26 protein-coding genes and 1 other RNA gene are annotated in these 24,267 nt (G+C 68.1%); 18 read left to right on the top strand and 9 right to left on the bottom strand.

What is annotated here, in order from left to right; genetic code table 11:
• The first annotated feature begins 73 nt into the window (after positions 1-73).
• The 7 genes from HZF05_RS19900 (at position 74) to HZF05_RS19870 (ending at position 7,262) form a co-directional block, all read left to right on the top strand.
• Positions 74-1,738, top strand: a complete 1,665-nt coding sequence (locus HZF05_RS19900; protein ID WP_160364211.1) for a tetratricopeptide repeat protein — start codon at positions 74-76, stop codon at positions 1,736-1,738.
• A complete protein-coding gene (locus HZF05_RS19895; protein ID WP_181638927.1) occupies positions 1,738-2,589 on the top strand; it encodes a 4-(cytidine 5'-diphospho)-2-C-methyl-D-erythritol kinase in 852 nt (283 codons plus the stop codon). The genes HZF05_RS19900 and HZF05_RS19895 overlap by 1 nt, the downstream gene beginning before the upstream one ends.
• Positions 2,590-2,671: 82 nt before the next feature.
• The gene (locus HZF05_RS19890; protein WP_246332101.1) at positions 2,672-3,406 is read left to right on the top strand and encodes an enoyl-CoA hydratase/isomerase family protein; all 735 of its coding nucleotides are present in this window, start codon (positions 2,672-2,674) and stop codon (positions 3,404-3,406) included.
• Positions 3,403-4,176 carry an N-formylglutamate amidohydrolase gene (locus HZF05_RS19885; RefSeq protein ID WP_160364209.1) on the top strand — a complete coding sequence of 258 codons (774 nt, stop codon included), beginning with the start codon at positions 3,403-3,405 and terminating at the stop codon, positions 4,174-4,176. The genes HZF05_RS19890 and HZF05_RS19885 overlap by 4 nt, the downstream gene beginning before the upstream one ends.
• A gap of 11 nt (positions 4,177-4,187) precedes the next feature.
• Positions 4,188-4,571 carry a hypothetical protein gene (locus tag HZF05_RS19880; RefSeq protein WP_160364208.1) on the top strand — a complete coding sequence of 128 codons (384 nt, stop codon included), beginning with the start codon at positions 4,188-4,190 and terminating at the stop codon, positions 4,569-4,571.
• Positions 4,568-5,956, top strand: coding sequence for an NAD(P)H-hydrate dehydratase (locus HZF05_RS19875; RefSeq protein ID WP_160364207.1), 1,389 nt, complete (start codon positions 4,568-4,570; stop codon positions 5,954-5,956). The genes HZF05_RS19880 and HZF05_RS19875 overlap by 4 nt, the downstream gene beginning before the upstream one ends.
• A 157-nt stretch (positions 5,957-6,113) precedes the next feature.
• A complete protein-coding gene (locus HZF05_RS19870) occupies positions 6,114-7,262 on the top strand; it encodes a class I SAM-dependent RNA methyltransferase (RefSeq protein WP_160364543.1) in 1,149 nt (382 codons plus the stop codon).
• Here the strand turns inward: HZF05_RS19870 and HZF05_RS19865 are convergent.
• From HZF05_RS19865 to HZF05_RS19855, 3 genes are all read right to left on the bottom strand, one after another.
• Positions 7,259-7,402 carry an entericidin EcnA/B family protein gene (locus HZF05_RS19865; RefSeq protein ID WP_160364206.1) on the bottom strand — a complete coding sequence of 48 codons (144 nt, stop codon included), beginning with the start codon at positions 7,400-7,402 and terminating at the stop codon, positions 7,259-7,261. The genes HZF05_RS19870 and HZF05_RS19865 overlap by 4 nt on opposite strands.
• 56 nt (positions 7,403-7,458) lie before the next feature.
• On the bottom strand, positions 7,459-8,520 hold the full coding sequence (locus HZF05_RS19860) for a 1,9-bis(guanidino)-5-aza-nonane synthase (RefSeq protein ID WP_160364205.1): 1,062 nt from the start codon (positions 8,518-8,520) through the stop codon (positions 7,459-7,461).
• A gap of 79 nt (positions 8,521-8,599) precedes the next feature.
• Positions 8,600-9,790, bottom strand: coding sequence for a type III PLP-dependent enzyme (locus HZF05_RS19855; protein ID WP_160364204.1), 1,191 nt, complete (start codon positions 9,788-9,790; stop codon positions 8,600-8,602).
• Positions 9,791-9,982: 192 nt separating this feature from the next.
• Between HZF05_RS19855 and HZF05_RS19850 the strand changes: the two genes are divergently transcribed.
• Together HZF05_RS19850 and HZF05_RS19845 are read left to right on the top strand one after the other, a co-directional pair.
• On the top strand, positions 9,983-10,906 hold the full coding sequence (locus tag HZF05_RS19850; RefSeq protein ID WP_425505650.1) for a threonine ammonia-lyase: 924 nt from the start codon (positions 9,983-9,985) through the stop codon (positions 10,904-10,906).
• On the top strand, positions 10,903-11,094 hold the full coding sequence (locus HZF05_RS19845; protein WP_160364203.1) for a hypothetical protein: 192 nt from the start codon (positions 10,903-10,905) through the stop codon (positions 11,092-11,094). Before HZF05_RS19850 ends, HZF05_RS19845 begins: the two co-directional genes overlap by 4 nt.
• Positions 11,095-11,126: 32 nt before the next feature.
• On the opposite strand, the gene HZF05_RS19840 is transcribed toward HZF05_RS19845, so the two are convergent.
• The gene (locus tag HZF05_RS19840) at positions 11,127-11,765 is read right to left on the bottom strand and encodes an alpha/beta hydrolase (RefSeq protein ID WP_160364202.1); all 639 of its coding nucleotides are present in this window, start codon (positions 11,763-11,765) and stop codon (positions 11,127-11,129) included.
• Positions 11,766-11,870: 105 nt separating this feature from the next.
• Here HZF05_RS19840 and HZF05_RS19835 point away from each other — a divergent pair, with 105 nt between their 5' ends.
• From HZF05_RS19835 to HZF05_RS19825, 3 genes are read left to right on the top strand one after another with little or no spacing between them, the layout of a single operon-like run.
• Entirely contained in the window at positions 11,871-12,944 is a 1,074-nt protein-coding gene (locus HZF05_RS19835) for a cysteine desulfurase family protein (protein WP_160364201.1), read from the top strand.
• Complete coding sequence (locus tag HZF05_RS19830) at positions 12,941-14,047, top strand: cysteine desulfurase family protein (RefSeq protein ID WP_160364200.1); 1,107 nt, start codon at positions 12,941-12,943, stop codon at positions 14,045-14,047. Before HZF05_RS19835 ends, HZF05_RS19830 begins: the two co-directional genes overlap by 4 nt.
• Positions 14,044-14,379: a 2Fe-2S iron-sulfur cluster-binding protein gene (locus tag HZF05_RS19825; RefSeq protein WP_160364199.1), complete on the top strand. Its 336-nt coding sequence runs from the start codon at positions 14,044-14,046 to the stop codon at positions 14,377-14,379. Before HZF05_RS19830 ends, HZF05_RS19825 begins: the two co-directional genes overlap by 4 nt.
• 3 nt (positions 14,380-14,382) lie before the next feature.
• Here the strand turns inward: HZF05_RS19825 and HZF05_RS19820 are convergent, their stop codons facing one another.
• Entirely contained in the window at positions 14,383-14,808 is a 426-nt protein-coding gene (locus HZF05_RS19820) for a GFA family protein (protein ID WP_246332100.1), read from the bottom strand.
• A 37-nt stretch (positions 14,809-14,845) separates the two neighbouring features.
• On the opposite strand from HZF05_RS19820, the gene ffs reads away from it, so the two are divergent.
• The 3 genes from ffs to HZF05_RS19805 all read left to right on the top strand — a co-directional run bounded on the left by ffs (position 14,846) and on the right by HZF05_RS19805 (position 16,877).
• Positions 14,846-14,943, top strand: an RNA gene (gene ffs, locus HZF05_RS19815) — signal recognition particle sRNA small type.
• A gap of 27 nt (positions 14,944-14,970) precedes the next feature.
• Positions 14,971-16,560, top strand: a complete 1,590-nt coding sequence (locus HZF05_RS19810) for a DNA polymerase III subunit gamma/tau (RefSeq protein ID WP_160364198.1) — start codon at positions 14,971-14,973, stop codon at positions 16,558-16,560.
• Positions 16,557-16,877: a YbaB/EbfC family nucleoid-associated protein gene (locus HZF05_RS19805; protein WP_160364197.1), complete on the top strand. Its 321-nt coding sequence runs from the start codon at positions 16,557-16,559 to the stop codon at positions 16,875-16,877. The genes HZF05_RS19810 and HZF05_RS19805 overlap by 4 nt, the downstream gene beginning before the upstream one ends.
• A 51-nt stretch (positions 16,878-16,928) precedes the next feature.
• Here the strand turns inward: HZF05_RS19805 and HZF05_RS19800 are convergent, their stop codons facing one another.
• Positions 16,929-17,681, bottom strand: coding sequence for a class I SAM-dependent methyltransferase (locus tag HZF05_RS19800; RefSeq protein WP_160364196.1), 753 nt, complete (start codon positions 17,679-17,681; stop codon positions 16,929-16,931).
• A gap of 62 nt (positions 17,682-17,743) precedes the next feature.
• The gene (gene mtgA / locus HZF05_RS19795; RefSeq protein WP_181638939.1) at positions 17,744-18,469 is read right to left on the bottom strand and encodes a monofunctional biosynthetic peptidoglycan transglycosylase; all 726 of its coding nucleotides are present in this window, start codon (positions 18,467-18,469) and stop codon (positions 17,744-17,746) included.
• A gap of 170 nt (positions 18,470-18,639) precedes the next feature.
• On the opposite strand from mtgA, the gene HZF05_RS19790 reads away from it, so the two are divergent.
• Positions 18,640-18,948 (top strand): PilZ domain-containing protein, encoded by a 309-nt coding sequence (locus HZF05_RS19790; RefSeq protein WP_160364195.1) that lies wholly within the window; start codon positions 18,640-18,642, stop codon positions 18,946-18,948.
• A gap of 69 nt (positions 18,949-19,017) precedes the next feature.
• Here the strand turns inward: HZF05_RS19790 and rpoH are convergent, their stop codons facing one another.
• Both rpoH and HZF05_RS19780 read right to left on the bottom strand, forming a co-directional pair.
• Complete coding sequence (rpoH, locus tag HZF05_RS19785; protein ID WP_160364194.1) at positions 19,018-19,926, bottom strand: RNA polymerase sigma factor RpoH; 909 nt, start codon at positions 19,924-19,926, stop codon at positions 19,018-19,020.
• Between the two features lie 58 nt (positions 19,927-19,984).
• Positions 19,985-20,938, bottom strand: coding sequence for an RluA family pseudouridine synthase (locus HZF05_RS19780; RefSeq protein ID WP_160364193.1), 954 nt, complete (start codon positions 20,936-20,938; stop codon positions 19,985-19,987).
• A gap of 154 nt (positions 20,939-21,092) precedes the next feature.
• Between HZF05_RS19780 and HZF05_RS19775 the strand changes: the two genes are divergently transcribed.
• On the top strand, positions 21,093-21,740 hold the full coding sequence (locus HZF05_RS19775; protein ID WP_160364192.1) for a histidine phosphotransferase family protein: 648 nt from the start codon (positions 21,093-21,095) through the stop codon (positions 21,738-21,740).
• Positions 21,741-21,929: 189 nt separating this feature from the next.
• A complete protein-coding gene (locus tag HZF05_RS19770) occupies positions 21,930-24,266 on the top strand; it encodes a chemotaxis protein CheA (RefSeq protein ID WP_160364191.1) in 2,337 nt (778 codons plus the stop codon).
• Position 24,267 lies beyond the last annotated feature (1 nt).

Below are 24,267 nucleotides of genomic sequence, written 5' to 3'. Positions count from 1 at the left end.
CAAGCCGCTTGCCACGGGCGGTGGGATCGACAAAGGATCGGTGCGGGGCGTAACTGTACCGAGCATGTCATCGATGAAGACCTTCCGCCCGCTTCTGATCGCCGCGCTCGCAGCGACAGCCTTCAACCCCGCCATCGCCGACGCGCCCCGCCATCCGGCCAGGAGCGATCCGGTGGTGGACTATGTCCGCGCCCGCGCCGCCGACGATCTCGGCGAGCTGTCGGTCGCGGCGAACGGCTATGCGGCGGCGGCGGCCGAGAATCCCGGCAACATGACGCTGGCGCTCCGGGCCTATCGTCAGGCGGTCGCGGCGGGCGACATGGCGCTGGCGCTGAAAGGCGCGCGATCGCTCGACGCGCAGAAGTCGCTGCCGCCGGACGGAACGCTGCTGCTGCTCGCCGATGCGGTCCAGTCGAAGGACTGGAAGCGCGCGCGGACGTTCGCCGATCGGGTCACGGCGGAGAAACTGTTCGCCTTCATGGTTCCGGCGATGCGCGCGTGGATCGCCTACGGCGCGCATGACAATGATCCGCTGGCGCCGCTGAAGGCGCTGCCGCCCGGCAGCCTGGCCGAGACATATGGCAGCGAACAGCAGGGCCTGATCCTGATCGCGATGGGCAAGGACACCGAGGGCGTCGCCGCGATCAACGCGCTCCAGCTGCCCGAGGGCGCGCGATCGGCCCGCATCCGGATCGCGGCGGCGGCCGAGCTCGACAAACGGCACAAGCACGATGCGGCGCTCGCGATGCTGGTGGGCGACGAGCCGGCGATCGCCCGGGCGCGGGACATGCTGACGGCGCGGCGCAAGCTGCCCGGCGCGATCGACACCCCGGCCGCAGGCATTGCCGAACTCAACGTGCGGATCGCGGCCGATCTCAACCGCCAGCAGGCAGCGCCCTTGGCGCTTGGCTTCGCGCGGATCGCGACGATGCTGGCGCCCGATGCGAGCGAGCCGTGGCTGGTCACTGCCAGCCTGCTCTCGCTCGGCGGTGCGGACGATGCGGCGCTCGATGCGGTAAACCACGTTTCCCCGGACGATCCCTTCGCCGGCGCGGCCCGCGATACACGCGTGATGCTTCTGGTTCGTGCCGGCCATTCCGACCAGGCGCTCGCCGAGGCGCAGGCGGCGACGCAGGCGCCCGGCGCGACGCTGGGTGACTGGACGCGGCTCGGCGATCTGCTCTCCGCCGCCAAGAAGCCGACCGAGGCGGCGCAGGCCTATGACCATGCGCTGACGATGGCGGGTGGCGAGAAGGCGCCGGCCGAGATCGCCTGGCCGCTGCTGCTGCAGGAGGCCAATGCCGTGCTGGAGGCGGGCGATTGGCCGACCGCACGCGTCAAGGCGGCGCGCGCGCTGGCGCTGGCGCCGCAGCAGCCCGAGGTGCTCAACTTCCTGGGCTATTCCGAGCTGGAGCATGGCGAGGATATTCCTGGTGCCGGTGCGATGATCGCCAAGGCCAGCGCGCTGGCGCCCGACAATCCATCGATCACCGACTCGCTCGGCTGGTCCTGGTATCTGCGCGGCAATATCGATCGTGCGATCCCGTTGCTGGAACGCGCCGCGCAGGGCGCTCCGGCCGAGACCGATATCAACGAGCATCTCGGCGACGCCTACTGGAAGGCGAACCGCAAGCTCGACGCGCGCTACGCCTGGCGCGCGGCGCTCGTGGCGGCCGACGATGACGAGAAGGCGCGGATCAAGGCCAAGATCGATAATGGGCTGATCGCGAAGCCGTGATGAGTCCTGACAAGGTGTTGGCCGAGACGGCCTACGCCAAGATCAACCTGGCCCTGCACGTCCGCCGCCGACGGGCGGACGGCTATCACGATCTCGAAACGCTCTTCGCCTTCTGCACGGACGGCGACAAGCTGACCGTCGAGCCGGCCGATACCCTGTCGCTGGCGATCGAGGGGCCGTTCGGCGAGGGGCTGTCGGTCGGTGAGGACAATCTGGTGCTTCGCGCCGCTCATGCCTTGCGGAAAGCTTGCGGAACGGCAGGCGGGGCGGCGATCCGGCTCGACAAGCGCCTGCCGATCGCGTCCGGGATCGGCGGCGGCTCCGCCGACGCCGCGGCGGCGTTGCGCCTGCTCGTCCGGCTGTGGGGCGTCGCTATGCCGCAATCCTCCCTCCACGAGATCGCCGCTGGTCTCGGCGCGGATGTGCCCGCCTGCCTCGTCTCGAAGAGCCTGAGGGGGGAAGGGGTGGGCGACGCGCTCGATCTCCTCGACGACGCCCCCCTGCGCGGGATGCCGGTGTTGCTGGTCAACCCGCGCGTGCCGGTGCCGACCGGGCCGGTGTTCAAAGGCTGGGACGGGATCGATCGCGGACCGCTCGGCGGCGGCGATCCGCTGGCCGCAGCGCTTGCCGGACGGAATGATCTGGAAGCGCCGGCGATCGCGATGCAGCCAGTCATCGCCGATACGATCGCCGCGCTTGCTGCCATGCCGGGGGTGATGCTGGCACGCATGTCCGGCTCGGGCGCGACCTGCTTCGCTCTTTTTGGCACAGCGGAAGAGCGGAATGGCGCGCGCGATGCCATAGAGAATCATTTCCCCCAGTGGTGGACTCTGGCAACCTTGTTGCGTTGACGTGACAGCCGGCGATTCTGGTTGCATGATGCAACCGGATGGGAATTGCCGAGTTGCTCATCTGGAGAGAATGAGGATGTCGATGTTCAGACTCGAACTGGAAGGTCCGGTCGCCCGCGTCGTGATCGATCGCGGTGAGAAACGCAATGCGATCCCGATCGGGCAATGGAGCGCGCTGGAGAAGACGGTGAACGAGGCCGCCGCGAGCGACGCGCGGCTGGTGATCATCACCTCCGCCGATCCGATGAGCTTCTGCGCCGGTGCCGATCTTTCCGAAATGCCCGGCCTGATCGACGACGTGAAAAAGCGCCACATCTTCCGCGGTGCGATGACGAGCGCGCTCGCTCGCATCCGTGCGGTCAACAAGCCGACGCTGGCGATCGTCGAGGGCGGGTGCTTCGGCGCCGGCGTCTCGCTCGCCATGGCATGCGACATGCGGATCGCCGGGCCGAAATCCACCTACGCGATCACTCCGGCACGCTTCGGCATCTCCTATCCGCAGCCCGATCTTGCGCGCCTCGCAGAACTGGTCGGTCCGGGGCAGGCGGCGCGCCTGCTTTTCACTGCTACCTTCATCGACGCCGAGGAAGCGCATCGCATCGGCCTCGTCGAGATGGTCTGCGGGCAGGCGGCGACCGGCTGCGACATCATCGATTCGATCGCCGGCAATGCGCCCTACAGCCTGTATGCGCTCAAGGCGACGCTGGCGGGCCGCTTCGGTGTCGACAAGCGCTTCGACGACGCCTTCGCCTCCGCCGATTTCCAGGAGGGCTGGAAGGCCTTCCGCTCCGGCCGCAAGCCCGATTTCGCGGGATGAGCAATAACCGGGCCGAGGCCTGGGAAGCGATCGGCGATGGTGAGGCAAGGGGCGGCGTCCTGATCGTCGCCGATCATGCCTCGGCGCACGTTCCGCCTGACATCGATCTCGGCATTCCGGCCGAAATCATGACGCGCCACGTCGCGATCGACATCGGCGTGGCGCCGCTCGCGAAGGCGCTGTGCGCGCGGATGGGCTGGGAGGCGATCCTCGGCGGCGTCTCGCGGCTGGTCTGCGATTTCAACCGCGAGGAAGATGCGCCTGGCCTGATCCCGCTGTCGAGCGACGGCATCGATATCGCCGCCAACCATCTCGACGCCGAGGCGCGCGAGGTGCGGCTTGCGCGGTTCTTCCGACCGTATCATGGCGCGGTTGCCGCAGCGATCGCGCGGAGGCGGCCAGCGCTGATCGTCTCGCTGCACAGCTTCACGCCCCGGCTGGAGACGCGGCCCGAGGAACGGCGTCCGTGGGAGATCGGCATCCTCTACAATCAGGACGAGCGCGCAGCACGGATCGCGATCCCGCTGCTGAAGGCGGCCGGCATCGCCACCGGCGACAATAAGCCTTATTCGGGCCGGCTGCTCAACGCGACGATGAACCGTCATGCGGAAGGCGCGGGCATCCCCTATCTCGGTATCGAGGTGCGGCAGGACCTGATCGGCGAAGAGGCCGGGGTGACGGTTTGGGCCGATCGGCTGGCGCCGGTGATCGGCGCGACTTGGGACAGGTTCGCGCAAAAGGGGCCTGTTTCGGTGCGACTGCAGGCGTAAGGATGCAGTTCATGCGCCGCATCACTCTTCTTCCGCTCCTGCTGACCATCCCGCTCGCGGCCTGCGATCAGGCGCCTTCGGGGATAGGCGGCGGCAGCCAGGAAGCCGGTGGCGCGTCGATCCCCTGTGCGCTGGCTGGTGCCACCGAGTTCAAGTCGGAATGCACCGTCGAGCGCAGCGCGATGGCGGACGGCATCGTGCTCACGCTCCACCATCCCGATGGCGGCTTCCGCCGTTTGCAGGTCGCCAACGACGGGCGCGGTGTGATCACGGCGGATGGCGCGGACGCGGCATCGGTGAAGGTGGTCGGCGCCGATGCGATCGAGGTGAGCATCGGCGAGGATCGCTACCGCCTGCCTGCGACCGTCAAGGGGCAGGCCGCCCCGGCGCGATGAGCGGTCGCCCAATCCTCACCGCCGCCGAAACCAAGGCGGCCGAGGAAGCGGTGTTTGCGCGCGGCGTGTCGGTGTTCGGGCTGATGACCAAGGCCGGCCGCGCGGCGGCGGAGATCGCCTGGGACCGCTTCGGCCCGCGCGAGACGCTGGTGCTGTGCGGCCCCGGCAACAACGGTGGCGACGGTTATGTGATCGCCGCGCGGCTGCGGGAGTGCGGCGTACGCGTGCGGGTGGCGGCCTCTGGCGATCCGACGACCGATGCGGCGCGTGAGGCGCGGCGCGCGTGGGGCGGCCCGGTTGAGGTGCTGGACGAGGCGGCGCCGGCGCCGCTGGTGATCGATGCGCTGTTCGGCACCGGCCTCTCGCGTCCGCTGAAGAACAAGATCGCGGAGCCGGCCTCCCGCCTGCTCGCGGCAGCCGCGTATCGCGTGGCGGTCGACTTGCCGAGCGGCATCGCAACCGATGACGGCGCGGTGCTGACCGAATTGCCGCCCGCGCATCTCACCGTCGCGCTGGGTGCGCTCAAGCGCGCGCACCGGCTAATGCCGGCAGCGGCGCGCTGCGGCGAGGTGGTGGTCGCCGATATCGGCCTGGGCGATCCACCGCGGGGCGTGATCGAGATCGGCCGCCCCCCGATCGCGGCACCGGGCTTCGAGGCCAACAAATATACGCGCGGCAAGGTGGTGGTGGCCGCCGGCCGGATGCCGGGCGCGACGATGCTCGCCTCGCTCGCCGCGCAGCGGGCGGGCGCGGGCTATGTCGAGTTGCTCGGCGCGGAGGGCGAGGGTGTGCCGCACGCGCTGGTCCGCCGCGCGTGGGATGACGAAGCGCTCGCGGACAAGCGGATCGGCGCGATGGTGATCGGCCCCGGCCTCGGCACGGAGGGTGAGGGACGGCGGCGACTCGATCTCGCGCTCGCCACAGATCACCCGCTGGTACTCGACGCGGATGCGCTTACTTTGCTGGCGAGGGACGGGCTCGATCGCCTGCCCGCCCGCAAGGCACTGGCCGTGTTGACGCCGCATGGCGGCGAATATGCACGTCTGTTCCCCGATGCCGGGGGCACCGCGCTCGATAAGGCGCTGGTCGGCGCCCGCAAGACGGGCGCGGTCATACTGCTCAAGGGCGTCTGCACCGTCGTCGCGCATCCGGACGGCCGCGCCGCGATCGGCGCGCCGGCCCCGGCCTGGCTGGCGAGCGCGGGAACGGGCGACGTGCTCGCCGGTATCCTCGGCACGATGCTGGCGCAGATGGACGACCCGTTCGAGGCGGCACAGGCGGCGGTGTGGCTCCATTCGGAAGCCGGTCGGCGCGCGGGCCCGTTGCTGATCGCGGACGATCTGGTGGAGCATCTGCGCGGCGCGGTGGCCGGGTGCCTGGCCTGAAAGGCCGCTCCTTTTAAGGGAGGGGTTGGGGTGGGTGCAGGCTTGATGATACGGGCGCCTTGTGACCGACGACAACCGTACCGCGCGCCAAGACCCACCCCCGGCCCCTCCCTTCCAGGGAGAGGCGATTGTCCGCCTCGCCGCGCGTGGCGACGGCATGACCGCCGATGGCCGCGCCGTGCCGCTTGCCGCGCCCGGCGATACGCTTCTGGCCGACGGTGGCATCGTTCCCGGTCCGCATCACCAGAAGCCGCCCTGCCGCCATTTCCCGACCTGCGGGGGCTGCACGCTCCAGCATGTCGATGACGCCGCTTATGCCGACTATCTGGTCGATCGCATCGCAGGCGCGCTCGGCCAGCAGGGACTGACCGCCGAGATCGCGCGCCCGCACCTCTCGCCGCCGCGCACCCGCCGCCGCGCCTCGCTCCGGGCGGAGCGGATCGGGCGCAAGATCCTGCTCGGCTTCAACGAGGGGCAGAGCCGGAAGATCGTCGATCTGGCTGAATGCTGGATATTGCTGCCCGAACTGTTCGCGCTGCTCGCCCCGCTGAGACCGCTGCTGGCCAAGTTGCTGGCGGATAGGCGCGGTTGCGGCGTGGAACTGGCGCTGGTGGATCAGGGCATCGACCTGCTTCTCACGGGCGTCGAGGCGGATGGACTTGCTGCGATCGAGGCGATCAACGCCTTTGCCGAAGCGCATGTGCTGGCACGCGTTTCCGTGGACGGCGGATATGGTGCGGAGACGCGCTGGGAACCCCGCCCCGTCACGGTCACGCTCGGCGGTGTGGCGGTCGGCCTGCCGGCAGGGGGGTTCCTGCAAGCGACGATGGACGGTGAGGCGGTGTTGCTTGCCTCGGTGCGCGACGTGGTAGGCGATGCGAAGACCGTCGCCGATCTCTTTTCGGGCCTCGGCACCTTCGCCCTGCCGCTGTCCGCTTCCGCGAAGGTGCTGTCGGCGGAAGGCGCGCGCGACGCGATCCTGTCGCTCAAGGCTGCCGCTGCGCGGGCGGGCCGGCAGGTGGTCGCGGATCATCGCGATCTTTTCCGCCGGCCCTATACCGCCGCCGAGCTATCGCGTTTCGGCGCGGTGGTGCTCGATCCGCCGCGCGCGGGGGCCAAGGAGCAGACGACGGAGCTGGCGAAGGCCGAGCTCCGTCGTATCGCCTACGTCTCGTGCAACCCCTCCACCTTCGCACGTGACGCGAAGACGCTGGTGGACGGTGGCTGGCGGCTGGAGTGGATCAGGCCGGTCGGCCAGTTCCGCTGGTCGACCCATGTGGAGCTGGCGGCCAGCTTCCACCGCTAGCGGTTCTGCTTGTTCCCGTCCGGATCGTGCGAGAAGACGCGGCCGACGGACTTCGCGTCCTGTCCGACGCCGTGAACGGTGTTGCAGGCGGTGACGAGCAGGGTGCCTGCCAGCAGGGCCAGAGTGGTGATCGTGCGCATAAGTCTCCCTCGCTCCGGACAGCATAGCGCAGGCCCGGAGCGAGGGGAATCCCGCCTCAATCGTCGGCGAACATCTTCGCGAACGAGCGCTTCTCGCGGGTCTTCCAGTGGCCGCGATGGTAAGCGTCGGAAGCCAGCAACGGCATCACCGAGGTGGCCTCGGCATAGACCATCTGCTCCAGCGCGGTGCTCACCTTGCCCCACGAGGCCGCTTCCTGCAGCGTCGAGGAGGAGCAGGCGCCGTCGCGCACATCCGCCACGGTGATCTGCACGGCGTATTTGTGCACCTCGCAATCGTCGTGGCCGAGGATCTCGGCGCACACCACCGTGTCCTGCACGAAGTTCTTCGGCACGCCGCCGCCGATCATCAGCAGGCCGGTGGTGCCCGCCTTGATCTTGATGTCGGTCAGCTCGCGGAAGTCGGCGATCGAGTCGATGGTGAGGTAGGGCTTGCCCGCCTTCATCGCATCGACCTGGTGCTTCACGAGGCCGAAGCCCGCCGACGAGTCGGTGAAGGCCGGGCAGAAGATCGGCACATCATGCTCGAACGCCAGCTTGACGAGGCTGTTGTCCTTGGCGCCGTTCTGGGTGAGATAGCGGCCCATCTCGCGGATGAAGGCGCGCGACGAATAGGCCTTGGCCGGCAGCGTCTCGGCGATCTCGAAGATGGTGTGATCGACGTTCTGGAGCGCCACCTCGTCGATATAGGTGTCGTAGATGCGATCGATGTAGAGCGAGCGCAGCGTGTCGTCGTCGGGGATTTCCTTGGCCTGATAATGCTTGTGGCCGAGGCCCTCGAAGAAATCCATGTCGACGATCGAGGCGCCGGTGGCGACGATCGCGTCCACCATGTTGTTGCGCACCAGCTCGGCATAGAGATCCATGCAGCCGCCGGCCGAGGTCGAGCCCGCGATCACGAGGACGATCGAGCAATCCTTGTCCGCCAGCATCTGGTTGTAGATGTCGGTCGCGCGGCCGAGATCGCGCGAGGTGAAGCTCATCTTCTTCATCGCATCGACGATCGGGCGCGCGTCGAAGCTGGTGATGTCGACATGCTCGACGACAGTGGAAAGCAGCTCCGCCTTGCGGGTGTCGTTGATCGGGGATTGGTCGTTCATGGTCTCGCTCCCGAGAATAGAAAAGGGCGACGCGGGCCGAGGCCCGCGCCGGGAGTGGGTTCCTTGTTGGCCGAAGCCTTTACAGCTTGATGACGCGGCCCGCCACCGTCGCGGGTTCCGCAACCGTGGTGTAGAGGCTGACCATCGGCTCGTCGTCGACGATGACCGTCTCGCCGTTGGTGAAGCCGTTGAAGGCGGTGCGCATCGCGCTGCCATAGGCACCGAGCATGCCGATCTCGATGAAATCACCGACACGGGTGTCCGCCGGCAGATCGAACGGACCGACCATGTGGTCCATGTCGTCGCAGGTCGGGCCGTAGAAGCTGAAGCCGACATCCTTGGCGTGGCTCTCGGGCTCGCGCAGCAGCGCGACCGGGAAGCGCCAGCCGATGTGCGCCGCATCGAACAGCGCGCCATAGGCGCCGTCGTTGATGTAGAGCTCGTCGCCGCGGCGGCGCTCGACGCGGACCAGCACCGAGGCATATTCCGCCGACAGCGCACGGCCAGGCTCGCACCACAGCTCCGCCGAGTAGGAGACGGGCAGGCTCTCGAACGCCTCGTGGATGACGCGGAAATACTGCTCCAGCGGCGGCGGGGTCATGCCCGGATAGGCCGACGGGAAGCCGCCGCCGACGTCGATGACGTCCACGGTGACCGAGGCCGAGACGATCGCGGCACGCACGCGGGCGAGCGCATCCGAATAGGCCTGCGGGCTCATCGCCTGCGAACCGACGTGGAAGCAGATGCCGAGCGCGTCGGCGACCTGGCGGGTCGCCATCAGCAGCGAGGCGGCATCGGCCAGATCCACGCCGAACTTCGACGCGAGGCTGAGCTTCGAATGATCGGAGGACACGCGAATACGCACGCACAGCGTCAGGTCGGTCGCGCCCTTGGTGGCGCGCACGATCTTGTCCAGCTCCTCATGGCTGTCGAGCGAGAAGGTGCGGACGCCGTGCGTGAAATACGCTTCGGCAATCGCTTCCTCGGCCTTCACCGGGTGCATGAAGCAGAGCGTCGCTTCCGGAAGGGTGCGCGCGACCAGACGGACCTCGGCGATCGAGGCGACGTCATAGTGCGTGATCCCGCCTTCCCACAAAGTGAGCAGGAGATCGGGCGACGGATTCGCCTTTACCGCATAGAGCGACCGGCCCGGAAACTTCTCCGAGAAGAAGCGGGCTGCACGCGTGGCGGCGTGCGGACGGACGAGCGTGACCGGCTGAACCGGACGAAGGGCGGTTGCTACCCCCAGCGCGCTATGGTGCTTGTGCAATTCAAGGGACCTCCAGGTGCAGTTACAGAGCAAATGCTGCCTTGCGGTTGGAAGTCCCATGGGGCAGCGAGGGGGTGCGATATACGGATCGCTGACCCCCCTGTAAAGGCCCACGGAAACCCGCGGAGAACAGCCATTTCTTCTGCCGAATCAACCCAATCGTTAACGTCCGGGTCACCGACACTTGAGGGTATCCAGGCCGCAGCCCTTGCCCTGAAGGGTATAGGGGTCCGCACACCCCTGATTTCAACCGAGATCCGGGGCGAGCCGGTGCATATCAAGGCCGAGTGCCTCCAGCGGACCGGCAGCTTCAAGCTGAGAGGCGCGTGGTGGCGGTTGACGTCGTTGAATGAAACGGAGAAGCGGGCGGGAGTCGTGGCATTTTCGTCGGGCAACCACGCGCAGGGCGTCGCGTGGGCGGCGCAGCGGCTGGGGATGCCGGCGCTGATCGTGATGCCCGCCGATGCACCGGCCGCGAAGGTGGCGGGCACGCGGGCGAGCGGGGCGGAGATCGTCTTCTACGATCGCCTGACGGAAAGCCGCGAGGAGATCGCCGCGCGCATCGCGGCCGAGCGCGGCGCGGTGCTCGTGCCGAGCTTCGATGACCCATGGATCGTCGAGGGGCAGGGCACCACGGGGCTAGAGATCGTCGAGCAGTATCGCGAGGCGGCCGGGAAAGAGGTGAAGCGCATCGTGGTGTGCTGCGGCGGCGGTGGCCTGTCCTCGGGCATCTCGCTGGCCGCGCCCGATGCCGAAATCGTCGTCGTCGAGCCGGAGGGTTGGGACGACATGGGCGAATCGCTCCGCCGGGGCGAGATCGTGCCCGTCGAGCAGAACCCGCCATCGACGGCCTGTGACGCTTTGCAGACGCTGCGCGTGGCCGAACTGACCTTCGGCATCCTTAAGGGGCGTGGCGCGACCGGAGTTTCGGTGAGCGAGGCCGAGGTGGCGAACGCGATGCGCTTCGCCTTCGAACGGCTCAAGATCGTGGCGGAGCCCGGTGGCGCGGTCGCGCTGGCGGCGGCGCTGGCGGGCAAGGTGCCGCTCGACGGCACAGTGCTGCTGGTCTCGGGCGGCAATGTCGATCCGGCCAAGTTCCAGGCGCTCACGGCATGATCCTGGGGAGCGGCTTCGCCACCTTCGCGCTGAGCGTCGCGATGATCGCCGCGTTCGTGCTCGGTGTCTTCGGCATCCGCCTGATCGCCACCGGTCAGGACCGCAAGCGCGGCGCCCTGATGCTGGGCGTCGCGGTCGTGCTGGTGATCAACGTGCTGATCTGGGCGTGGCCGATGCCGACCCAATAAGCCCCTCCCTTCCAGGGAGGGGCTCAGCGGCCTTACTTCAGCCGCATGTCCAGATAGCCGTCCACCGATTGCATCAGCTCGGTCATCTCGTCCGCAAAGAAGTGGTTCGCGTGCGGGATGGTGTCGTGGTGGATGGTGATGTGCTTCTGGGTGCGCAGCTTGTCGACCAGCTTCTGCGTCGCGGCGGGCGTCGCCACCTCGTCGGCGTCGCCCTGGATCAGGATGCCGGAGGAGGGGCAGGGCGCCAGGAAGCTGAAATCGTACATGCTCGCCGGCGGCGCGATCGAGATGAAGCCGCGCGCCTCCGGTCGGCGCATCAGCAGCTGCATGCCGATCCACGCGCCGAAGCTGTAGCCGGCGATCCAGGTCTGCGTCGCCTCGGGATGGATCGACTGTACCCAGTCGAGCGCCGAGGCTGCATCGGAAAGCTCGCCGATGCCGTTGTCGAACACGCCCTGCGACTTGCCGACGCCCCGGAAGTTGAAGCGCAAGGTCGCGAAGCCGCGCCGCACGAATGTCTTGAACAGCGCCTGCACGATGGCGTTGTTCATCGTGCCGCCCGCCTGCGGGTGCGGGTGGAGGATCAGCGCGACGGGCGCGCGCGGGCGCGGGCCGGGGGTGAAACGGCCTTCAAGACGGCCTTCGGGGCCAGGGAAAATGACTTCGGGCATCGCACCTGTACGAGAAACGGAGGGGGCGGCTCTGGCCGCGTGAATGGCGTCCTATATAGAAGGGGAAGTGTTTCGCGCAACGAATCCGGGAGCGTATCTGTCTCAATGTCGTCCCGCGTCTATCTGGACCATGCCGCGACCACCCCGCTGAGCCCCGTGGCCCGCGCTGCGATGCTGGACGCATACGAGGCGTGGGCGAACCCATCCTCGCCCCATGCCGAGGGCCGCGCGGCGCGCGCGGGGCTGGAAGCGACGCGGGTGCGGATCGCCGAGGCTCTGGGCTGGCGCGGCGCGATCCTGTTCACCAGCGGCGCCAGCGAGGCGATCGCGATGGTGATGGCGCGGGCGAAGGCGGGGCGGCGGATCGTCTCGGCCGTCGAGCATGACGCGGTGCGCCGCCATGGCGAAGGCGCGGTGGAGCTTCCTGTCGGTGCCGATGGGCGGGTGACCGATGTCGGGCTCGCGCTGGCGATCGAGCGGGCCGGCGAGGCGCCGCTGGTCGCGGTGCAGGCGGTGAACAGCGAGACGGGCGTGATCCAGCCGCTCGACGCGATCGGCGAGGCGACGCGCGGGGCCGGCGGCCTGTGGCTTTGCGACGCGACGCAGGCGGTCGGCAAGATGGCGCTGCCCGATGCGGATTTCCTCGCTTTCTCCGCGCACAAGTTCGGCGGTCCGTCCGGGATCGGCGCGCTGCTGGTGAAGGATCTCGCCATGCTGGCGCCGAGCGGAGGCCAGGAACAGGGGTATCGCGGCGGCACCGAGGACTGGCCGTCGATCGCCGGCATGGCCGCCGCGCTGGGCGAAGGGTCGGGCTGGATCGAGCGGGCCGACGATCTGCGCGCCTATCTCGACGCGGCGATCGAGGAGGCGGGCGGGGAGGTGATCGCCCGCCATGCGCCGCGCCTCGCTACCATCGCCTCCTACCGGATGCCGGGCATGGCGGCGGCGGCACAGCTGATCCGCCTCGACAGCGCGGGTTTCGCGGTGTCGGCGGGCAGCGCCTGCTCGTCGGGGAGCCTCAAGCCCAGCCATGTTCTTGCGGCGATGGGGCTGGATGCGAAGGCGGCCGGCGAGGTGATCCGGGTGAGCTTCGGGCGGACCACGCGCCGCGAGGACGTCTGGCGCTTCGCCGAACAATGGCGCGCGATCGCGGGCGATGCGAAGGCGCGCGCGGCATGATCTATCTCGATTATCAGGCGACCACGCCGCTCGCGCCCGAAGCGCTGGCCGCGATGCGCCCGCTGCTGGAGGAGGGCTTCGGAAATCCACACTCGCCGCACCGCATGGGCCGCGCGGCGAAGGCGGCGGTGGAGGTGGCGCGCGATCAGGTCGCGGCGCCGTTCGGGCCGGGCGGGCGGCTGCTGTTCACGAGCGGCGCCACCGAGGCACTCAACTGGGCGATCAAGGGGATCGCCGAGACAAGCCCGCGCCGCCGCATCGTCACCACCGCGATCGAGCATGCCGCCGTGCTCGACACGGTCGCGTGGCTCGGCGGGCGAGGGCATGACGTCATCGTGCTGCCGGTCGATCATGAAGGTATCGTCGATCTCGATGCGGCGCGCGCCGCGATCGACGGCGACACGGCACTCGTCGCGGCGATGCTCGTCAACAACGAGATCGGCACGATCCAGCCGGTCGCCGCGCTTGGTGCGATGGCGCGCGAGGCGGGCGCGACGATGATCTGCGACGCGGTGCAGGGCTATGGGCGCGTGCCGCTCCCGGTGGACGCCTGCGACCTGATCGCCATCTCCGCGCACAAGATCCATGGACCCAAGGGCATCGGCGCGCTGTGGCTGCGCGATGGCTTCGAACCGGCACCGCTGATGCACGGCGGCGGGCAGGAGGGCGGGCTACGTTCCGGCACGCTCGCTCCCGCGCTCTGCGCCGGCTTCGGCGCGGCGGCGAAGCTGGCGTTCGAGCGGATCGAGACGGATGCGGACCATGTTTTCGGTCTATTCGGGCGCGCTCACTCGATGCTCGGCGGCTGGATCGTAAATGGTGCGCTCGATCGTCGCTACTTCGGGAATCTAAATATCCGCCATGACGGTCTCGACGTGTCGCGCCTCATGGCCGACGTACGCGATGTTGCTTTTTCGGCCGGCTCCGCCTGCGCGAGCGGTTCGGGGCGGCCGAGCCATGTGCTGGAAGCGATCGGCCTCGCGGCGGCGGAGGCTCGCTCCAGTATCCGCTTGGGATTCGGCCGCTACACGACGGGCGAGGAGATCGACACCGCCATCGCCCTGATCCTCGACGCCGCCGATCGCCAGCGGGCTTTCGCATGACCCGCATCCGCTTCCTCGATCCGCGCGGCGAGCTTTCCGCCGAAGTCGAGGCTCCGGCCGGCGAACGCCTGCTCGATGTCGCGCAGGCGGCCGGCCAGCCGCTGGAGGGCACGTGCGAGGGGCAGATGGCCTGCTCCACCTGCCACGTCATCGTCGATCCGGCGGATTTCGGGTTGCTGCCACCAGCCTCCGAAATGGAGGAGGATCTGCTCGATCTCGCCGCGCACGTCTCGCGCACTTCACGGCTCGCCTGCCAGGTTTACCTCTCCGCTGAGCTGGATCGTCTGACCGTCCGCATGCCGGGCGTGGCGCACGACATGACCGGCCGCTGACGCTCAGTCGTAACGCTCGATATGGTCGCCCGGAATCGCGACCCATGGATGCTGCCGCCCCTCGTAGACCGTGACGCGCGGCGGCGGAAAAGACGGATCGGCGAACCCACCCACCGGGATCGTGACGAAGCCCGGCATCTCGTCGGTCACGTAGAAGACGATCGAGCTGCAGGTCGGGCAGAAGCGGAAGCGGGCGTGGCTGCCCTCGTCGCCGGTCCGCATCCATTCGCGCCATTCGCCCGAGATAGTCACATGGTCGCCGGGAAAGCGGGCCTGCACCGCGAAGGCGCTGCCAGAGCGCTTCTGACATTCGAGGCAATGGCAGACCGAGACGCGCACCGGATCGCCCTCGCAGATGGCGATGAGGGCGCCGCAGGAGCAGGAGGCGGTGCGGGAGATCATCGCCCGCGAGACTAGCCGATAGGCCATCCCCTTGCCAGCACAGGCCTTGTCCCCTATCTGGCGCGCCGGGAGTCGGGCGGACGTCGTCGTCGCCAACTTGGTCAGGTCCGGAAGGAAGCAGCCACAACGATTTCTCGCCGGGTCGTTCCGGCTCCCACCGTCGGCCCTTTCCGGCTAGATATCCTCTCCATGAGCGAATCTCCCGCACCGTACCGCGTCCTCGCGCGCAAATATCGCCCGCAGACTTTCGGCGAGCTGATCGGGCAGGATGCGATGGTCCAGACGCTGGGCAATGCGATCCGGCGCGGGCGGCTGGCGCACGCCTTCCTGATGACGGGCGTGCGCGGGGTGGGCAAGACCTCCACCGCGCGGCTGATCGCCAAGGCGCTCAACTGTATCGGGCTGGACGGGCAGGGTGGGCCGACGATCGATCCCTGCGGCATTTGCGAGCCGTGCAAGGCGATCGCCGAGGGACGGCATATCGACGTGGTCGAGATGGACGCCGCCAGCCACACCGGTGTCGACGACGTGCGCGAGATCATCGAGGCAGTTCGCTATGCCGCCGTCTCGGCGCGCTACAAGATCTACATCATCGACGAAGTCCACATGCTGTCCAAGAACGCGTTCAACGCGCTTCTGAAGACGCTCGAGGAACCCCCTGCCCACGTCAAGTTTCTGTTCGCGACGACCGAAGTGAACAAGGTGCCGGTCACGGTGCTGTCGCGCTGCCAGCGCTTCGATCTGCGGCGTATTCCGGCAGACCTGCTGGCGACGCATTTTCAGCATGTCGTGGACGAGGAGAAGGTTTCGGCCGAGTCCGAGGCGCTGGCGCTGATCGCGCGCGCGGCGGAAGGGAGCGCGCGCGACGGTCTCTCGATTCTCGACCAGGCGATCGCCCACGCGGGCACCGAAGAAGGCGGCGTGACGGCGGTGCAGGTGCGCGAGATGCTGGGACTGTCCGATCGCGGCGCGGTCCGGCGGCTGTTCGCGCTGCTTCTTTCGGGCGATGCGCCGGCCGTGCTGACGGCGCTTGCCGAGCAGCATGCGCTGGGCGTGGAGCCGGCCGCGCTGTTCCGGGGCCTGCTGGAGGCGGTCCACGGCGTCACACGCGCAAAGGCCGGCGGCGCGCCCGATCCGGCACAGTCGGTCGAGGAGCGCGCTGCGCTGGAGGAATGGGCGGGCAAGCTCGGCCACGCGACGCTGCATCGCCTGTGGCAGTTGCTGCTCAAGGGCCTGGGCGAGGTCGAAACCACGGCGATGCCGATGGAGGCGGCCGAGATGGCGCTGCTGCGCGTCGTCCACGCCGGCACGCTGCCCGATCCGGGGGAACTGCTGCGCCGGCTCCAGTCAGGCGAGCCTATGCCGGCGGTGGACAACGCCGCGCCAATGGCGAGCGGTGCTCCCACGATGGCCGCCAAGCCGGTGGCGCGCGTGCCGGAGACCTTCCCCGGACTGATCGAGGGCATCGCCAGCCGCCACGCCCATCTCGCGCAGCAGCTGCACGATTATGCCAGCCTGGTCCGCTATGCACCGCCCGAACTGGCGATCCATCCCAAGCGGCCGATAGACGGTAATATCGCCAAGGCTCTGGGCGAGGTCTTTCCGATCGACTGGCAGGTCGCGCTGACGGACCAGCCCTGTGAACCGACCTTGCGCGAGCAGGAACTTGCCGCCAAGGCGGCCGCCGAACGGGAAATCCTCGACAGCCCGGTGGTGGCGGCGATCCGCTCCGCCTTTCCGGGTGCCGAGCTCATCGAAGACGAACGGAGCATCGCATGAATCTCGAAGAGCTGATGAAAGCCGCCCAGAATGTGCAGGACCAGCTCAGCAAGGCGCAGGACACGCTCGACAAGGTCGAGGTGGAGGGCGTCGCCGGCGGCGGTCTGGTCAGGGTGAAGGCCACCGCCAAGGGCCGCATCATCGGCGTCGATCTTGATGACAGCCTGCTCCAGCCGTCGGAGAAGCAGATGCTGGAGGACCTGATTGCCGCCGCCTTCAACGATGCGCGCGCCAAGGCCGATGCGGTGAGCCAGCAGGAGATGGGCAAGATGACCCAGGGGCTGCCGCTGCCGCCGGGCTTCAAGCTGCCGTTCTGAGCCTGAGCTTCAAAACCCGTTCGCCCGAAGGGGTTCGGGCGTGGTGGGCGATCAGCCCGGCTTTCTGAACCGCAGGATGAACTGGTCCGTATGCCCGCGGATCGAGGGATCGAAGACGTTGGCGGTGCGCGGGTCGGCCGGGTTGGCCAGAACCTTCGATTCCCCGTCCAGCTTGAAGCCGGCGGCCAGCACCTCCCGCTTCACCACCGCTTCGTCGATGCGGTGCAGTTTCTTGACGCCGGCCTCGTCGAGCCCCGGCGCTCCAGCGTGATCGAGCACGACATAGAGACCGCCGGGCTTCAGCGCGGCGAACACCGCCGTGTTGAGCTGCGCGGTGGCGGCAGCGCCACCGAAGATGTGGACGTCATGATAATTCTGGGAGGTCCACACCAGATCGACCGGGGCGGGTACGTTGAGCGAACCACCGCTGGCGATCGCGTCATGTACGTTGCCGCGGCCCGGCTCGGCGGTAACGGACGGCGGGGGAGCCTTGCCGATCTTCGCGAAAACATCGAGCAGCATCTGCGGCGTGACCGCATAAACAAGGCCGGAGGGGCCGACGGCGGCGCTGAACAGGCGGGTGAAATAGCCCTTGCTCGGGATGTAATCGACGATGGTCTGGCCCGGCCTCACGTGCGCGAAGGCGAGCATAGCGGCGGGCTTGCGGTCGGCGTCGCGCGCAATATCCTCGGCGGGGCGGGCGGGATCGGCGACGGCGGCAGTGTAGGTGCTGGCGGCGGAGATGGCGATCGCCGGCGTCGCCAGCGCGGCGAGCAGCGCGATCAGGTGAGTGCGGCGGATCATGGCTTGCTCCTTGTTATGGTCTCGGTACAGCCAGAAGGTTCGACGCTAGGCGCGCCGAGGTTTCAGCGCAGGCAGCTATCGTAGCCTCCCGCGTGCACCGCGCCAATCCGTCGCGAGATGGTATTGCCGTAGCGGAGCACGAAACCCTTGGGTGCCACCGCGCCGCGCTTCTTGGGTAGCGGCAGCACGGCGGCGATGCGCGCCGCCTCGATCGGCGTCAGGTGGCTGGCATCGTGGTGGAAATAACGCTCTGCGCCGGCATTGACGCCATAGGTGCCGATCCCGGTCTCGGCGACGTTCAGATACATCTCCATGATCCGCCGCTTGCCCCACAGCGTTTCGATCAACACGGTGAAATACGCCTCGAACACCTTGCGGACGTAGGAGCGGCCCTGCCAGAGAAAGACGTTCTTGGCGGTCTGCTGGCTGATCGTTGAGCCGCCGCGGATGCGCTTGCTGTCCTCGTTGTGCGCCATCGCCTTCTCGATCGCGGTGAAATCGAAGCCGTGATGGGTGCAAAAGCGCGCATCCTCGGCGCCGATCGCGGCGCGGGCCATGTCGGGATCGATCCTCGAGAGCGGCATCCAGTCCTTGGTGATGCCGCGCCCGTCGAGCGCGTTGGTGAGCATGGTGACGGTCACCGGCGGCGGCACGAAGCGGTAGATGCTCACCCAGACGATGGAGGTGACTACGAACCAGATCACGGCCTTGAAACACCAGCGCACGAGGCGGCGCAGGGTGAAGCGGCGACGGGGCGGGGCTCCGGTGGTTGCGGCGAGGTCGTCCATCGCCACCGGACTAGCGGGGCGGCGGCGGGTTGGACAAGCGGGAAACCGGCCCGGTCATGGCTGGTAACGGCTCCGAAACCAGTCCCACCATAGTCTAACGATGGTGGTAGTGTCGCGTTTAACCAGAAGCCACAGAGCGAGAGATGAGACACGACCCCCTTCTGGAAAGCATGTCAGTCCGGTTCCAGGAGCCGCGCCTGGCGACGGAGCTTCCGGCGGCGATGATCCTCGACGAGGGCGCGCCGATCGAGGCGGCGCTGGTCAATTTCTCGCGCCATGGCTTCCGCCTGCATGTCGAGGGCCGCTATCAGGCGGGCGAGACTTTCCGGCTCGAGGTGGCGGGCTGGCCGCGCCTGGTCGGCCGGGTGATCTGGAGCGACAAGGGCAGGATCGGTTGCCTGTTCGACGAGCCGCCGAGCGGCAAGGTCTTCACGGCGATGTGCGCTTCGGCGACGGGGTTCGACCGGGCCGCCTTCTGATCTGGCACACATGCTAAAAGGACGCCCGCCTCGCGGCGGACGCCCCATCCATAAGGTAACGACGAAGCCTCACGCCATCGCGGGCAGGAGCCCCTTGCCGCCGGCGAGCCGGAGCATCGCCTTCTGCAGCTTGTCGAAGGCGCGCACCTCGATCTGGCGGACGCGCTCGCGCGACACGCCATAGACCTGGCTCAGTTCCTCCAGCGTCTTCGGATCGTCCGACAGCCGACGCTCGGCGAGGATGTGCTTCTCGCGATCGTTCAGATCGTCCATCGCCTCGACCAGCAGGTCGTGGCGCACGTCCTTCTCCTCGCTTTCCGCGAGCCGCTCGTCCTGCAGCGGATCGGTGTCGACCAGCCAGTCCTGCCAGGTGCCTTCGCCATCCTCGCGCATCGGCGCGTTGAGCGACGAGTCGCCGCCCATCGCCATGCGGCGGTTCATCGAGTTGACCTCGTCCTCGGTCACGCCGAGATCCTTGGCGATCTTGGCGAGATGCTCGGGGTTGAGATCGCCCTCCTCGAAGGCGTCGAGCTTGGACTTCATCCTGCGCAGGTTGAAGAACAGCTTCTTCTGCGCCGCGGTGGTGCCCATCTTCACGAGGCTCCACGACCGCAGGATATATTCCTGGATCGAGGCCCTGATCCACCACATCGCGTAGGTGGCGAGGCGGAAGCCGCGATCGGGCTCGAACTTCTTCACGCCCTGCATCAGGCCGATATTGCCTTCCGAGATCAGCTCGGACGCGGGCAGGCCATAGCCCCGGTAGCCCATCGCGATCTTCGCGACGAGGCGCAGGTGCGAGGTGACCAGCTTGGACGCGGCCTCGGTGTCGCCATGCTCCTGATAGCGCTTGGCGAGCATATATTCCTCCTCGGGCGCGAGGAGCGGAAAGCGGCGGATCTCCGACAGGTAGCGGTTGAGGCTCTGCTCACCACCAAGGGCGGGGATGGTCGCGGGGACTTTTGCGGCGGTTGCCATGTTTGTGTCTCCCAAACCTTGTGGAGCCGACTCGAAAATCGGTTCCGACTTGAAACCTTTATAGCGAGAGTTCGCTGAACAGTCGCTGCATATCGTCAGGAATTTTGCTGATCAGACTGATAGACTGGCTTGTTATCGGGTGGATGAAACCGAGTACCGCCGCGTGTAACGCCTGCCTTTGAAAGCCTAACTCCTTCAACAGCTTGCCGTGCCGCGACCCGGCGCGCCCGTAGACCGGATCGCCGAGCAGCGGGTGGCCGATCGAGGCCATGTGGACGCGGACCTGGTGGGTCCGGCCTGTCTCCAGCCGGCATTCCACGAGGGCCGCATCCTGTAGTTTCGACTCCAGCCGCCAGTGGGTTACGGCATGCTTGGCGTGCGAAGATTGCACGATCGCCATCTTCTTGCGGTCGTGCGGCGAGCGCGCCAAAGGCGCGTCCACCCTTCCCGCGAGCTGCAGCGGCGTCCCATGGACGATCGCCTTGTAGCGCCGGTCGATCGAGTGCTTCGCGAACTGCTTGGCGAGGCCTTCGTGCGCCCGGTCGTGCTTGGCGGCGACGATCAGCCCCGACGTGTCCTTGTCGATGCGATGCACGATGCCCGGCCGCGCCACCCCGCCGATGCCCGACAATTCGCCGTGGCAATGGTGGAGCAACGCATTCACCAGCGTGCCGTCGAGGTTGCCGCAGGCTGGATGAACCACCAGGCCGGCGGGCTTGTCGACGACGATCAGATGCTCGTCCTCATAGGCGACGACGAGCGGGATATCCTGCGCCTCGTTATGGGCGGGGGCGGGTTCCGGCACCGCGACCGTGAAGATCGCGCCGGCCTTCGCCTTCGCCGAAGGATCGCGGACCAGCAACCCGTCGTTGCTGACGGCGCCCGACGAGATCAACGCCTTCAGCCGCTCGCGCGACAATGTCGGCACCGCCGCCGCCAGCGCGCGATCGAGCCGCCAGCCGTCCGCGTCGGCCGGGATCAGCGCATCGATGTTGGAAACCCCCGAAATCATCCGCTGGCGGATGTGGGCAATGCCGCCGAAATTTCAAGGGGTCGCGTTGCGGCGCACCGAATGTTTGCGCCGGTCGATCTCGTCGTCTGTGGTTGCACTCGCGAGGCGCAATCGCCACAAGGGCGGCGTTTCGAGAAGTGTGCGGGAGGACGACATGGCGGCAGGCGACGGCATCGAATTTGCGAGCCTGCTCTGCTCCCGCCTGTGCCACGATCTGCTGAGCCCGGTCGGTGCGCTGAACAACGGCATCGAGCTGCTCGCCGACGAGCATGATCCGGAGATGCGCGCCCGCTGCCTCGATCTGCTGGCCGAGAGCGCGCGGGCATCCGCCAACAAGCTGAAGTTCTTCCGGCTGGCCTTTGGTGCGGCGGGCGGCTTCGGCGATTCGGTGGACACGCGCGAGGTGCGCGCCGCGATCGAGGGGCTGTTCGGTGGCGATCGCCGGATTTCCGTGGGCTGGATGGTGGGCGATGCCTCGCTCGGCAAGGGGCCGATCAAGATCCTGCTCAACCTCGCTCTGATTGCCGGCGATGCGCTGGTCCGCGGCGGACGGCTGGACATTGGCGTCGAGAATACCGGCACCGCCACCGAGATCGTGATCCGCGCCGAAGGGCCGCGGATCGTGCTCGACCCCGAGCTGCGTACCGCGCTGACGGGCGGCACGTCGCAGGATGCTCTGACCCCGCGCGCGTCCGCAGCGTGGCTGGTGTGGCACCTCGCCAGCGAGCGCAAGGGTGACGTCATGATCGCGGAGCCCGAGGACGGTGTGCTTATGCTCGGATGTTCCTTGCCTGTCGGCTGAAAGTTTCTTGGAGAATGCGCGAAAGAGCGCATTCTCGCGGCACCGGCCCTCTCCCCCGCCCAGCCTCCCGATCCAGCGTCATCCTGTCGGGAGGCTGGGCGGGGGAGAGGGCCGGTGCGGTTCTTCAAACTAACGCGTTCTTTACCATCGCTGGACGATAGCGATCCCGTATCTGTGTGAGCGGGGTCGATGGAAGAACTGCTGGGCGAATTCATCGCGGAAACGCGCGAGACGCTGGAGCCGCTGGCAGGCGAGATCGTCGCCTGGGAAGCCGACCCGTCGGACCGAGGGCGGCTCGATTCGATCTTCCGCTTCGTCCACACCGTGAAGGGCAGTTGCGGCTTCCTCGATCTCCCGCGTCTCGAGCGCCTGAGCCACGCAGCCGAGAGCGCGCTGGCCGAGGTTCGCTCCGGCGATCGCACGCCGGATCGCAAGCTGGTCAACGCGGTGCTCGCGATCATCGATCGCATCGGCGAATATGTCGAGGCGCTTGCCGCCGGTGAAACCTATCCGGAAGGCGGCGACGAAGCTCTGATCCTCGCGCTGGAAGACAATGAGGTCGAGGCACCCGAGCCGACGCCTGCGATCGTCGCGCAGCAGCAATCGACGCCGCGAGCACCCGCGCGCTCCATCCGCCTGCCGGTCGAACTGCTCGATCGCATGATGGCGGGTGTGTCCGACATGGTGCTCGCCCGCAACGAGCTCTCCCGCCGCCTGCGTGAGCGGGGCGGGGATGCGATCGTCGATACCGCTTTCGAGCGCCTCTCGGCCTGCGTCGCCGAGATGCGCGAATCGATCACCCGCACCCGCATGCAGCGGATCGACGGTCTGTTTTCCGCGCTGCCCCGCATGGTGCGCGATCTCTCGGCCGAGCTCCACAAACAGGTCCACCTGATCATCGACGGCGGCGACGTCGAGCTCGATCGCGAGATGATCGAGATGATCCGCGATCCGCTCACCCACATCGTCCGCAACTCGATCGACCACGGTATCGAAGGACCGGCCGATCGCGCCGCCGCCGGTAAGGCGGTGGGCGGCACGCTGCGCGTCGACGCGCGCCAGTCGGGCAACCAGATCCTGATCGAGATCGCCGACGACGGGCGCGGCATCGACGACGAGAAACTGCTCGCCAAGGCACTCGCCGCCGGCCTCGTCACGCGCGAGCGTGCTCAGCGCATGGACCGGCAGGAGCGGCTGGAGCTGATCTTCGCCGCCGGGCTTTCGACCGCGCAGGCGGTTACCGCCATTTCCGGGCGCGGGGTCGGCATGGACGTGGTGCGCGCCAACGTCGAGCGCATCGGCGGCACCGTCGAGATCGACACCACGCTGGGCCGTGGCACGCGGCTCACGCTGCGCGTCCCGATGACGCTCACCATCATCCCCGCGCTGACCTTCGCGGTGGGCGCCGAGCTGTTCGCCATCCCGCGTGGCGCGGTGGACGAGATCGTGCGGTCCTACGGCGGTTCGGTCGAGGTCGAGATGGTCGGCTCGGCACCGGTCGCGCGTATTCGCGGCGAGCGGGTGCCAGTGGTCGAGCTTGCGAAGCTGCTCGGCGTGCCCAGCTACTCGGGCGGCCGCTCGATCCTCGTGGTGGTGCGCGCGTCTTCCGGTGAGCGCTACGCGCTCTCCGTCGACAGCGTACAGGATCACGAGGAACTGGTGGTGAAGCCCGCCGCGCCGGCGATCATGGCGACCGGCGTCTATGCCGGCACCACGCTGCCGGACAATGGCCGCCCGATGCTGCTGATTGATCCGGCCGGCGTCGCGCAGGTGGCCGGCGTCCGTGCCCCCGACGCCGCGATCCCGGCCAAGGCCGAAGCCGAGGAAGCGCGCATCGAGACCGTGCCGACCCTGCTGTTCCGCGCCTGCGACCATGCGGTGCGCGCGATCCGCCTGGGCCTCGTCGAGCGCATCGAGGATGTCGCCGCCTCCGCCATCGCGCGGGTCGGGGGCAGGCTGCGCCTGAGCCACGACGGCCGTATCCTGCCGTTGTTCGGCTGCGATGCCGCGATGCCCGACAAGGACGACCGCGTGCGCGTCCTGCTGCTCGGCGACGGCACCACCGAGATCGCCTACGCGATCGGCGAGGTGATCGACATCCATGCGCTCGATCCCGCCTTCCTGCCCGCCGCCGAGCCCGGCCCGATCGCGGGCGTGATGCTGGTCGGCGAGATCCAGGTCGAGCTGGTCGACTGCTTCTGGCTGTTCGGCCAGGCTGGTGCTGGAGTGGCGTCGCCCGAGCGCCCGCTCTGTGTTCTCGACAGCACCGATCCCTGGATGCGCGACATCCTGCGCCCGATCGTCGAGCAGGCCGGCTACCGTGTAGGCTGGAGTGGCGAGGGAGACGAGGCGGCCGCCATCGCCATCCTCTCGGTGGACAAGGCTCCGGCCGCGCCGCTTCCGGCCGCATCGGTCATCCGCCTGCGCGCCACCGCCGACGAAACGGCTGCGTCGGCCGGCAGCATCTACCGCTACGATCGCCACGGCCTGATCGCCGCGCTGGCCGCCGCGCAGGGGAGGCGTTGAG

It is taken from the genome of Sphingomonas chungangi, assembly GCF_013778325.1.
Taxonomy (GTDB): Bacteria; Pseudomonadota; Alphaproteobacteria; order Sphingomonadales; family Sphingomonadaceae; genus Solisphingomonas; species Solisphingomonas chungangi.
This window is presented reverse-complemented; position numbering and strand designations above follow the sequence as displayed.